The 12270-nt window shown below is 58.4% G+C and carries 8 protein-coding genes and 1 pseudogene; 8 read left to right on the top strand and 1 reads right to left on the bottom strand.

The window, feature by feature from the left end; genetic code table 11:
* Positions 1-417: 417 nt before the first annotated feature.
* From repA to QO034_RS22405, 4 genes and pseudogenes are all read left to right on the top strand, one after another.
* On the top strand, positions 418-1617 hold the full coding sequence (gene repA / locus QO034_RS22420; RefSeq protein ID WP_284487736.1) for a plasmid partitioning protein RepA: 1200 nt from the start codon (positions 418-420) through the stop codon (positions 1615-1617).
* A complete protein-coding gene (gene repB / locus QO034_RS22415; protein WP_284487735.1) occupies positions 1617-2585 on the top strand; it encodes a plasmid partitioning protein RepB in 969 nt (322 codons plus the stop codon). The genes repA and repB overlap by 1 nt, the downstream gene beginning before the upstream one ends.
* Before the next feature lie 240 nt (positions 2586-2825).
* Positions 2826-3881: a plasmid replication protein RepC gene (gene repC, locus QO034_RS22410; protein WP_284487734.1), complete on the top strand. Its 1056-nt coding sequence runs from the start codon at positions 2826-2828 to the stop codon at positions 3879-3881.
* Between the two features lie 106 nt (positions 3882-3987).
* Positions 3988-4898: pseudogene (locus QO034_RS22405) on the top strand (ParB/RepB/Spo0J family partition protein); the annotation flags it as partial.
* A 258-nt stretch (positions 4899-5156) separates the two neighbouring features.
* Here QO034_RS22405 and QO034_RS22400 read toward each other — a convergent pair.
* On the bottom strand, positions 5157-6212 hold the full coding sequence (locus QO034_RS22400; RefSeq protein ID WP_284487733.1) for a tyrosine-type recombinase/integrase: 1056 nt from the start codon (positions 6210-6212) through the stop codon (positions 5157-5159).
* Between the two features lie 308 nt (positions 6213-6520).
* Here QO034_RS22400 and QO034_RS22395 point away from each other — a divergent pair, with 308 nt between their 5' ends.
* The 4 genes from QO034_RS22395 to QO034_RS22380 all read left to right on the top strand — a co-directional run bounded on the left by QO034_RS22395 (position 6521) and on the right by QO034_RS22380 (position 12215).
* The gene (locus QO034_RS22395) at positions 6521-7405 is read left to right on the top strand and encodes a DUF1403 family protein (RefSeq protein ID WP_284487732.1); all 885 of its coding nucleotides are present in this window, start codon (positions 6521-6523) and stop codon (positions 7403-7405) included.
* Between the two features lie 3 nt (positions 7406-7408).
* Positions 7409-8023, top strand: coding sequence for an SMC-Scp complex subunit ScpB (scpB, locus tag QO034_RS22390; protein ID WP_284487731.1), 615 nt, complete (start codon positions 7409-7411; stop codon positions 8021-8023).
* Between the two features lie 281 nt (positions 8024-8304).
* Positions 8305-9636, top strand: coding sequence for a Fic family protein (locus QO034_RS22385; protein ID WP_284487730.1), 1332 nt, complete (start codon positions 8305-8307; stop codon positions 9634-9636).
* A 116-nt stretch (positions 9637-9752) separates the two neighbouring features.
* Positions 9753-12215, top strand: coding sequence for a tellurite resistance TerB family protein (locus tag QO034_RS22380; RefSeq protein ID WP_284487729.1), 2463 nt, complete (start codon positions 9753-9755; stop codon positions 12213-12215).
* Positions 12216-12270 lie beyond the last annotated feature (55 nt).

The raw sequence follows: 12270 nt of genomic DNA, 5'->3' as shown, positions 1-12270 counted from the left end.
CGAAAATGAGCCTCCGATCCGGCTCCGGCTCATTTTCGGGAGGATACGATCATACGACGATTCTTCGCGCTGAAGCGCTTCCGACTGGAAGTCGGAGGGTTTGCTCCAAAGCGTGGATACTAAAATCACCTAAATATCCAACAAAGCCTTGGGGTTAGTTGGCGCGAGCAGAAAATATCTCGAAGGATACCAACCTCGCCAGACGCGATCTTTATCGTTAGTAATCAATGCGTTATATAGCGCAGGCCCCACGCGGCCAAATTGGTGCTGTGGATAACTTTTCCACTACATCTAGATTCTTCTTGCCGGACTCAGATGTTCGTGGCATGTCCATTCTGACGGTAAAACGCGTCAGACGTGGCTTCGACCGTCAGAACGACAAAGAGCCTTAGCAAAGGCCATGAGAGGCGGCAGAACATGGATGATCGAAATACGGGCTACGCGCAAGGCATAGGCTCTTCTGACATCGGAGCATTCGCAGACAGTCTTGCTGAGTCGCTTGACCGGCAGATGAAAGTTGCGTTCGAGCCAGAAGAACGCAAGTCCTTGCGCCGCTTCAGCTCGACCGAGGTCGCCGAGTTGCTGCGCGTTAGTACGTCGAACCTGCGTAACCGCCACAAAGATGGCAGCTTCCCAGAAGTTCACACTGACGGTCGCGGTCATAGGTTCTACACGGCCGAAGAAGTTGACGACCTCCGCAACATTTTGTCGCGGACAGGCAAAAATGCCGACGCGTACAGACCTGGCCGCCGAGACGGCGACCGTCTTCAGGTAATTTCGGTCGTGAATTTCAAAGGCGGCAGCTCGAAGACAACAGCGACGATCCATTTGGCACACAGGTATGCCCTGCGTGGCTACCGCGTGCTTGTGCTGGACCTCGACCCGCAAGCCAGTTTGACGACATTTTTCGGCTTCCGGCCTGAGCTCGAATTTGCCGAAGGCGGCACAATCTACGACGCATTGAGATACGATGATCAGGTTCCGCTCTCGGAGGTCATCCAGAAAACATACTTCCACAAGCTCGACATGGTCCCGGCTGGCTTGATGTTGTCTGAGTACGAAACCGAGACAGCGAATGCCCTTGCGCGCAGGGTTCAGCCGATTTTCGCAGAGCGTCTTGCTCTGGCGCTAGAGGAAGTCGACTCAGACTATGACATCGTGCTAATCGATTGCCCTCCGCAGTTAGGCTTCCTGACATTGACAGCATTGGCAGCGTCCACGGGCTTACTCGTGACGGTCGTCCCCGGCATGCTCGACATCGCTTCGATGAGCCAGTTCCTCAAACTCGCTTCGGAAACGGTCAAAGCCGTCGAAGAGGCGATTGGACGACATGTCACTTGGGACTTCGTAAAGTTCCTGATCACACGCTACGAGCCGTCGGACGGACCACAAACGCAAATGGCCGGGTACCTGCGTTCAATCCTTGCGGGCCAAGTCATGACTGAACCGATGCTGAAGTCGACAGCCATTTCTGACGCCGGCATGACTCAGCAAACCATCTATGAGGTAGACCCGAGCCAGCTCATTCGGAAGACCATTGATCGGGCTTTAACGAGCGTGAACAGCGTCGCCGATGAGCTTGAGCAGACAATCCAAATGGCATGGGGGCGTCGCTGATGGCCCGAAATATCTTCAACCAACCTCCGAAGGACGAGAGAGATTCGGCAGCCCCCTCCCCTGCCCCGGTCAAATCCACGAAGCTACCTGGCTCGGTTGGCGGATTGCGGGACTCTCTGCGGGAGATCACTGCCAACTCAATCCGAGATATCGAGCCCGACCGGATCGATATGGATGGTCTCCGGGATCGCCTGATCCTGGAAGATAGTAGCATTGAAGATCTCGCCGAAAGCATTCGCAAGCATGGTCAGCAAGTGCCGATCATGGTTCGCCCTTCTGACCAACCGGATCGATACCGCATCATCTACGGTCGTCGCAGACTTGCAGCCATTCGAAGAGTTGGTGGAACCGTCAAAGCAATCGTTCGAACGCTCGATGACGATGCTTCACTGATCGCGCAAGGTCAGGAAAACAACCTGCGGCTGGATCCATCCTTCATTGAAAAATCTCTTTTTATCAAAGAGATGCAAGAGGCCGGTTACAAGCCCGGCGTCATTCAGGACGCTCTAGGCCTCACCCGGCAAGGTGTGTCGAACCATCGTGTAGTCATCGAGCAGCTGCCTGACGAGCTCGTCCGGCTTATCGGCCCGGCTCATGGCGTAGGTCGACGCCAATGGGGTGATCTGGCTGCACTCTCAGAGAAGGTTCCGCTTGTTGACATTGCCCGTGAGACACTTGCCTCTCTGCCTGACACCACTCCAAGCTCGGACAAGTTTCAAGCCGTCTACGTCGCTTGCTCCAGCAAGGCGCGTGGCGCAGCCAACCAAAGCGCCCGTGGCCAAACGACCGTGGTAAAGGACAAAAGTGGTAGCCCTGTCGGCACACTTTCAGTCGATGGCAAGTCGATCGTTATCAAGATCACCCGCAAGGACAACCCGGAATTCGGCCAATGGCTCGAAGAGCGCGCGGAAACCACGCTGCGACAGCTTTTTGAACAATGGCAGAATGAGAGAGGCTCGGGGAGCTGATCCCCGGTCATAACCAAAAACACGAGCAGAGGAGAAAGGCGAAGACCAAAAAGAAAAGAGCCCCCCAAGGTTTCCCCCGGAGAGCCCTCATCATCTGATTAGCACCTGTGATGTAGCAGTCTCCGACATACCGGTCAAGAGTCACCGATTCGGTGGACGTCTTTTTGTTGCCTTTTCTCGCCAAAAACAGCGAGAAGAGCTGGGGAAGTTGTGGGCCGCAACGGTCGTCGTTCAACAAACATGGCATTCACAAAGCTTTCCGTTCAGACCTTTGGCGTCGGCAAGGGCACCCCCGCCACGTCCACACCTGAAACCGACATCTGGGCAGTCTTCCGCGCGCTCAGAGACACTCGCAGCCTGTTCGGTCTCCGTCCAGGACATGTTCAAACGCTCCAGGCGATGCTGAGTTTTCTCAAGCCTGGGCACGGAGACACGGTGTTCGCTTCCAACGACGAGATCTGCCGTCGAGTTGGCGGGATCGATGAACGAACCCTCCGTAGGCACATCGATCGCTTTATTGAACTCGGTTTCATGAAGCGCCACGACAGCCCAAATCGCAAAAGATACCGAGTGAAGTCGTCCGAAGGTCAATCCATTAGCTATGGCTTGTCGCTTGCTCCATTGCTGGCGCGGACCAGCGAACTCATTGCAGCGGCTCAAGAGATGGAAAAGGCACGTCGGGATCGCGTATTCTTGCGAAAGCAAATCCTGACCAGACTTGCGCAGATCGACGAAGCTGACCCCGAGAACGAACTCACTCATCAGGTACGCCGAGTTCTTCGGAGGAAGCTCTCGATCACGGAGTATCGTGCCTTGCTCGACGAACTGGAAGCTCAATGCAAACAGATGTCCACCGCGGTGGACGCACCAGAAACACTGAAACTGCCCGCCAATGACGGGCAAACTGTCCGGCACCATTCTAAGTCTAAAAAAGAACAAAAAGATTTAGAAAGCGGGACCGACAGCGAAACACTTCCCTTGCGAACACTCACGACCGTTTGTGACCAAGCCACATCGTTCGCGGCGAACTCACTTAGAAACTGGCACGATGTCGAAAGCCATGCCAGAACACTCGCTCCTATGATGGGAATCCACGAAAGCACCTTCGAAAGCGCGGCTAAGAAAATTGGCTCACAGAAAGCATCGTGCGCTATCTTCATAATTCTCCAGATGAGCAACCGTATCCGAAACCTTGGAGCGTACTTCCACAGCATCACACTCGGTCGCAGAGAAACTGACTTCAATCCATCGCTCTTGTTGGAGAGACTTTCTCGTTCTGAGGCAGCTACTGCATGACGTCCACCGCGGTGGACACATTGAGAGGTAGAGAAGTGCTGTGAAAAGGATGACGGGAAGTGAGATCGGGAGAGTGGCTTCCGGCGCCGGTCGTGGAGAAGATCTGATGGCGAAATCTGCCCAGAAAGTCACCCTGTCCCCTTCCCGGGACATTCCCTTCGACAAGCTTGTGCTGAGCCAGTCCAACGTTCGGCGCATCAAGGCCGGCATCTCCATCGAGGAACTGGCCGAAGACATCGTCCGCCGCGGGTTGCTGCAGAGCCTGAGCGTCCGGCCCGTTCTGGCTGATGATGGGTCCGAGACCGGTAAGTTCGAAATCCTCGCTGGCGGCCGGCGCTTCCAAGCCCTGTCGCTCTTGGTGAAACAGAAACGTCTGGCCAAGACGACGCCCTTCCCTGCATCGTACGGGATGCCAATTCCACCATCCTCGCCGAAGACGACTCGCTCGCTGAGAACATGCAGCGCGCAGCACTGCATCCGCTCGACCAGTTCCGCGCCTTCGTTGCTCTGCGAGAGAAGGGTCAAGGCGATGAAGATATCGCAGCCGCCTTCTTCGTCACGCCGCAGGTGGTCAAGCAGCGCCTCAAACTCGCCGCCGTGGCCCCTGCCCTACTCGAGATCTATGCCGAGGACGAGATGACGCTGGAGCAGCTGATGGCCTTCACGGTCAATCCGAATCATGAGCGCCAGATTCAGGTCTGGGAGGCGATCCGATCGTCCTGGAACAAGGAGCCTTATCAGATCCGACGCATGCTGACGGAAACTTCGGTGCGGGCATCCGATCGTCGTGCCGTCCTTGTCGGCGTCGAGGCCTATGAGGCTGCTGGCGGCACCATGTTGCACGACCTCTTCCAGGGCGACGATGGCGGCTGGCTGGAAGACCCTGCCCTGCTCGATCGTCTGGTCAGCGAGAAGCTCCAGGCTGAAGCCGAAGCAATCGCGACCGAAGGTTGGAAATGGATCGAGGTCTCGTTCGATCTGCCCTATGGCTATAGCCATGGCCTGCGACGGCTGGCGCGAACGCGCCCGAAGACGAGGACGATGGTGCATTGAAGCCCTTGCCTGAGCGGCTGGTCATGGAGTTGACGGCGCACCGCACCCTGGCGCTGCGGGAAGCATTGCGCGGGCGAAGTTTCCTCACCAGGTGGCTATCTGCGTGATACAGCACTTCCAGTTTTCGTAGCCAAAGAGGAGCGGTTCTTCGCGTTCGAGCCGAATGCGAGAGTGCAGAGAAGACCGATGCACCAGTAACCGGAGATACTACTGGACAGGGGGTCAGAGGCCGGCAGCCTTGGTCAGGTTCACGCGGAACCGATCGCGACGACGCTGGTAGCTCCGGGTCATCTCGGCCGAGGCATGTCCGAGCTGCTTCTGCACGTAGCGCTCGTCGACTTCCGCAGAGCTGGCGAGGCCGGCACGCAGCGAGTGACCGGAGAACAGCGCCAGCCGCTCTTTCTCGGGCAGGTCGGATCGGATGCCGGCGTTCAGGATCGTGCGCTTGACAAGGCGTGCGACATGTTTGTCGTTCAGCCGCGTTTCCGAGGCGCGTTTACCATCTCGTGAGGTGCCGACGAAGACCGGGCCGAAATCGATCTTCGCGAAGTGCAACCATTGTTCGAGCGCATACACAGGACAGGTCTGATTCTTGGAACCCCGGCCGATCTCGACTTCACGCCAGCCGGTCTTGGCGTTGAGGGTGAGCAGGGCGCCCTTGTCGAAGATCTCGATCCAGCCGCCGGACTCCGGCGTGTCGTCTTTGTGGACGTCCAGCCCGACGATCTCGGACCTACGAAGCCCGCCTGAATAGCCCAGAAGCAGGATCGCCCGGTCGCGCAATCCTCGCAGATCATAGGACAGGGTGGCAACCATCGCGAGGATGTCTTCTGCCAGGATCGCTTCCTTCTGCACCGGCGGACGCACATGCTTGCGCTTGATCCCCGCCATCACCGTCGCGATGTGGCGGTTCTTGCGATCCAGCGCAAAGCCGCGCCGCACGTAATTCCAGGTGAGGCCCGACAGGCGGCGGTCGATCGTTCCAACCGAGAGGGCAGGGGCCTTGCCGCTTGGTGCAGCGAGATCGGTCAGGTAAAGGCCGATCATTTCCGGTGACGGGGGCAGGGGGTCGGTCCCCTTCAGCCTGCACCAGCGCGTGAAGTGCTTCCAGTCCGCGGCATAAGCCTTGTTCGTGTTGTCGGCCGTCGAGGCCTTGGCGTAGTCGCGAGCCGCGTCGACCAGCCGATCGAGGGTTCCCGACCCGGCGACATGGGCGGGCAGGGCGATCGAGTCCCCGTCCGGAGCGGCTCTCTCGTCTCCGTCGTTCTGTTGGCTCATGTCAGATATCCCTCGAGAAATGCGCGTTCGAGCATAGCGAGAGGTAGCGTATATCGAGACGACTTGCCAACAAACGACGAAGCTAATTATCGTACGGCGCGACATGAGGCGTTGAGCTCGAAATCTCAGTTTCAAGGGACTCCGGAGCGTCGATTTTGGTAGGTCTATTCGTCGGATTCTGTATGCTTCAGGGCATCCCATTTACGTCCGATAATGCAAACTTATTGGACATAAATGTGATCGGCAAGGCAGGGCGGTTTATATGTTATTTTCTGGTGAAAAGCGCCGTGCGAGTGTAGGATCTGGGCATGACATTTGCCCGGCCAGATCACATCAGCGACAACGACACGCTACCCGGGATGCCCGCCTGGGTCACCTCCGCTCGCGCTGAAACCCTTGAAGATGTTGCGTTTTTGTCGGGCGCTGCGTTGCACCACCTGCATCTTGTGTTGGGACGCGTGGCGGTGCCCCAAGCTTTGTTGCGGGATCGGCTCGCGCTGCGCGCGGCGGAGGCTTGTGTCGCGGTTTCGGGGCGACCGGAGCGGGCAGGGGAGCTGCGTGACACGGTGCACCTGCTGCGCCCCGGCGACCTACCCGGACCGGCCGGCGAAACCTACCTTACCTGGCGTCGCGCGGTGGAGCGGCCTGTGTCGATCAAGGCTCTGGGTCGGGTCTTGCCGAGCTTCGAGCCGGGCCAGATTGCCGCGTGGCTTGATGCTGGGAAAGGGGCGCCGGTGACCCGGGCCGCGATGGCGCTGGAAGCCGTCCTGCGCGAGGCGCCACGTGCAGACGAAGCAGCGCTGATCCTCGCGGATGCGGCGCTCTCGCAGGCGCTTGGCTGGGAGCATCTCGTGCCGCTGCTGGCCGCGGGTCTGAAACGCGCGGACCTGCGCAAGCAAGGCGACGACTTGCGCTTGGCCAGTCATCGGGCACTCATCTCTCCGGCGATCGAGGCCGTGCGGCAGGCCGCCGACCTCGCGCGTCGGGCGGCGCATCTGACGGCTGTCGCGCCAAAGCTTCGGGCCAAGGGGGCCGGGGACGCGGTCGAGATGTTCCTGACCCGCGATTCCGTGGCGCCTTCGGCCTTGCCTTTGCCGGATCGCGCCGCGAGGCGGCTCTGCGACCGGCTGGTCGAGCTCGGCGCCGTGCGCGAATTGACGGGTCGCGACACCTTCCGGCTCTACGGGGTCTGAGCGATGGCCAAGGACAGATCCGAACCGGAGCTTGATCGCGAGTTGTCCGACCTGCCTCCGGAGCTGCGCTGGCGGGAATGGATGCGCCGAATCGAGGCAGTCCTCTTTGCCTCCGCCTCGCCGGTGTCGCGCGAAGACCTCACCCGTGTGGTGGGGCAGGGGGCGTCGATTGACCTGCTGGTCGAGGACCTTGTCGCCGATCTGGAGGGGCGAGCCTTCGAGATTGCCCAGGTCGCCAGCGGCTGGATGTTCCGGACGCGACCCGCCTACGCGCCCGCGATCCGCGCTGCGGCAGATGTCGGCGACCAACTGCTGGACTTGAGTGAATTCGACGTCGCGGTCCTGGCCGCTATCGCCTATCACCAGCCGATCACCCGCGAGGGGTTGAAGGACATCTTCGGCAAGGAAATCAGCCGTGACCTGATCGGGCGACTGCATGCGCGCGACCTGATCGGGACCGGCCCGCGGTCCCCGCAGCGGGGGGCGCCCTATACCTTCGTGACGACCGAGCACTTCCTCGTCGCATTCGGGTTGGAGAGCCTGCGCGATCTTCCCGATCGGGAGCAGTTGGAGGATGCGGGGGTTGTGGGCGAAGTACCAAAAGTCGATTTCGGGTAACGCGTTGCCGATCTCGTTGTGCGATAAAGCTCTGAGATGACTTTCTTTTTTCACCCGCAGCCTCATATCTTGTCGGTCTCCGTTGCCGGTGCCTCACGCAAATTCGGTCGTTCTGTTTATCGTTTCATCTGCAGTGCAACGATTCATGTGGGGACCCGGAAATTCTCACAATTTCAAGGTGATAATCGTTTCGTCTTTTTGACGAAGTTGGCTTTTGCCTCTTGACACCTGAATCGTTGCAAAACCCGTGAAACGAAAACTTGCGCCGAGGAAAAATGTAGGTGTATGAATATCCTAATCGTTTCACACTTGCGGGATATCGTTTCATGGCCTTGTCGGATCAAGACATTCTCGACTTTGTCGGCGAGAACCCAGGCGCCGGACGCGATGCCATCCGGAAGGGCGTTGCGAGGGGTGTGAGCGAAACCACCGTATGGCGTCTCTTAAAGCGCATGGTGGAGGAAGGTCGCCTCGAGGTATCCGGCAAGGGCAGGGCGACGGGATACAGGATCGCCGGTGGAGCGGTCATTCGGGCGCATTTGTCGACACCGTACAACAGGCGAGCGCCGGTGTCCTATCGTCCGGAGTTTCTCGACGCATACGTCCCGGGAAAGACCTGGTATCTGTCCGCACCTGACCGCGAAAGACTGTTGGGGGCTGGCCGTCCGCAGGGCGGCGCAATTCCGGCCGGAACATACGCGCGCCGGATCCTTGAACAGCTTCTTGTCGATCTCAGTTGGGCATCGTCCAGGATGGAGGGGAACACCTACGACATTCTGCAGACCGAGCGACTGATCAGGTTTGGCGAAGAAGCTGCGGGAAAGGATCGAAAAGAAGCCCTGATGATCCTTAACCACAAGGAAGCCATCCAGTATGTCGTCGACAATCTCGATGAGATCGGGCTTCGGCGTCCGGATCTGTTCGCGATTCACGCGCTGCTCTCGGATGGTCTTCTGGCGGACCCTGCGATGTCGGGCCGGTTGAGAGCGATGCCGGTCGGGATCTCGCACTCGAGCTATCGACCGCTCGACGATGCGGTCACGATCGCAGAGGAGTTCGACATCCTGCTGCACAAGGCTGCGCAGATCACCGATCCGTTCGAGCAGTCCTTTTTCCTCCTGGTGCACATCCCGTACCTTCAGGCCTTTGCCGACGTCAACAAGCGAACCTCGCGCGTGGCCTCGAACATCCCGCTTCTGAAGTCGGACCTTGCGCCGATGTCGTTCACGACGATGGACGACAGCGATTATATCGACGGGCTCATCGGGGTCTATGAACTGAACAACGTCGCGCTGGTGCGCGAGGTCTACATAGACGCGTACTTGGCTTCCGCCGAAAAGTACCGAATTCTCCGCGCTGAGGTGCAGAGCCCGGAAAAAGCTGCTCTTGCCTATCGGGAATTCGTTCGCGCCGCGGTCCGGCGTTGCGTTCTCGAATTCAAGGAGTTCCGAAACGATGCGGTTGATGAGATGGCTTTGGCTGCTGGCGTGCCCGATGCTGATCGAGCGGATGTTGTCGCTTACGTTCGTGAGCAGATCGCGGGGCTCCATGAAGGCAACGTAATCCGCTATCGGCTGAAACCAAATGATCTGGAAGGAGTGAACCTGCGTTAGATCGTCGATCGAACCGGACCGAAGAACGTCGACGCATCAAAAGCGCATTCAATCATTGCGATAGTCGTTGCAATGATGGGCATCCAAAATAGTGTGGTTCGGAAAGGGTTCCGATAATGTCTTCAATACTCAAGTTTTTCCGAATTACATTCTTTCTCGTCCTGTATTTTTTCTTATGCATGATCGTGGTGACCACAATGCTTCAGGGTTGGCCGGTTGGCGGCCAGATGCTGTTTGCATTCGGTGTTCCCGTCATTCTGGTCTGGTGGCAAGAAAAACGGAGATCGCGGAAAGTCGCTGCAAAGGCGCAAGCCGAGGGAAGTTCCGAAACCCGAACATCTCGACCCGAGTCGGCGCCGCGCCCAATTGCCAACGACAAGCGTATCGAGCGTGAGCGCGAACGAGCTCGCGAAGCCAATGTTCCCAATGCGCCCACAGTCGTGCGAGCCTATACACCCCCAAAGAATGACTATGCCCAGATCGTTCGAGTTTCAAAGGCTGCGGCTGAAAAGCGGGCAGCTGATCAAGTGGTCTCGACCAAGTCAGTGCATTCAACGAGAAGCGGGTGGGTCCCGTCTAACGAAACAGCCAGCGTGGCCGGCCGCAACATCGGCGGGATGGTCTATGTCGGCACGCCTCCCTTGTTGAACACCTACGGGTATCGTGACAAATGCCGAGCCTATATCGATCCGTCCCTGTCGGTCGCGCGCTCTGGAGCCGACAAAGATGGTGAAGGTATGCCCTACTGGCCGGGGTACTCGGATATCTCACCTCAGTGCCGGGCGACCTACCTCGATTGGTTGGCCAGCGGGCGAAACGATGCCTCCTACAACCCCGGCTACATGTTTCTGTACTTTTATGGTTTGGAGCGTCGCTTCTTCGTCGATCAGTCCAACGAAGATGCCAAGGATATCGTCCAGGAAGTTCGGCGGCTGCAGTCACTTTACCCTGACAACCATTCGGTCAGACGCTATCTGGGTGAGTTCCTCGACATTGCGATGCTTGCCGAAACCGATCTCGACGCTATCGAGCCGATTTTCGAGAAGCAGGGCTGGGAACTGCCGTTCTCACTCAAATACGCAATCGGAGCTCGGATCGACAAAGGCGAGAACCTGACGGCTGACTGGTTGCTGAGTTGGTTCATCTGCCATCCGGAAACAAATCTGAGAACTCCGGCGACACGGTGCCGTGACGAGTTCGTCGCTCTTTTCCGCATGCGGTTTGATCGGCGTTTTCCTGATGGGCTCAAAGTGACCAAACCCCGGAAATCACTCACGGCATCCTATCTGGCCGCCTCCAGCGAGTTTCAGGGGTCCGCCAACCCAACCGTCGACGGCAAGCCGGTCCCCGATATTTCCGGCCTGCGCAAACCGGTCGAGATTGCCCAGGAGTTGGCAGACGAGGTGATGAACGTTCTCGACAAGCTCAGTCGCTTTCTGGGCCGAAATCCTGATGGCCGCGGAAGCGTGGAAGCGCATGCCTTGCTGCCTTCTGAACTGTGGGATGCCTTCCCATCAGAGGAAATGGACCGCTTGAAATCTTGGGCAAGCGATATCGTCGATCGGGGGGGATTGGTGCCGCTTGAGGAGGTGATCGGACGTCTGGAGGGAGAAACGAACGAGAAGATCGGGAAACGGCAGATGACAGGAGCGGCCGACGCGCTCGCGCGCCTCGGTTTCGGTCTGGCGCCCGACCCTCGGTTTGCGCTCCGGTCGCCCAAGGCGGAGGAGCCTGTTGTGCTGTTCAGCCTGGGCGAACCCATCGAAAGACTGGAGGAAGTTTCCGAAAGCTATCGAAGCGCCTTGATCGAATTGGCACTTGGGTCGTTCGTCGCCCATGCGGATGGTCGCATCGCGGAGCCTGAACGCAGGGCGCTGGAAGAGCAAGTTTCTGCCGCGGCCCTCAGCGATCAGGAACGCCGCAGGCTGCGTGCAAACCTTGAATGGTTCCTGGCCGTGCCACCGGACATGACGCTTCTGCGGCGCAAACTGAAGGAGGTGGGCCAAGACAGCCAGCCCGCCATGCGGGCAGCGCTGGTTGGTGCAGCATATGCCGATGGCATTATTCACTCCGACGAAGTCGCAAGCATCGAGAAGATCTACAAGGCTTTGGGCCTTGATCCTGCGCTTGCCTACTCCGACCTGCATGCTGGCGAAGTTGCGGATGGTCCTCGCACTGTTCGTGCGTCGCAACCGGGTCGCCCGGGCGAAGCGATACCCGCGCTTGAAAAAGCCAGCGGACCCAAACTCGACGCGTCGCGGATCGCAGCAATCCGTTCGGATACCGAGCGCGTATCGTCCGTCCTCGGTCAGATTTTCGATGTCGAAGAGGAAGAAAGTGGTGCCTCCGCGCCTGCCAACCAAAGCCAGTTGGCGGGGCTTGACCCGAAACACGGCGCCCTCGTTTTCGAACTGGTTAATCGGGAGCATTGGTCTGAAACCGAGTTCGAGAAGATCTGTGCCTCGCACGGTTTGATGGCGTCCGGGGCATTGGAAGTCGTGAATGAATGGGCCTGTCGCGTAGCCCTTAATTGTGAGATGAGAAATCCAACGAAATCAACGGCTGTCCTTTGCCCTTAAATATGAGATTTTGCCTTTAATTCCGATATTCTTGCCCTTAAACCTGAGACAGGGT

This window comes from Sedimentitalea xiamensis (assembly GCF_030164465.1).
GTDB lineage: Bacteria > Pseudomonadota > Alphaproteobacteria > Rhodobacterales > Rhodobacteraceae > Sedimentitalea > Sedimentitalea xiamensis.
The sequence above is the reverse complement of the archived record's forward strand: the minus strand, read 5'-3'. Positions and strand labels throughout refer to the sequence as shown.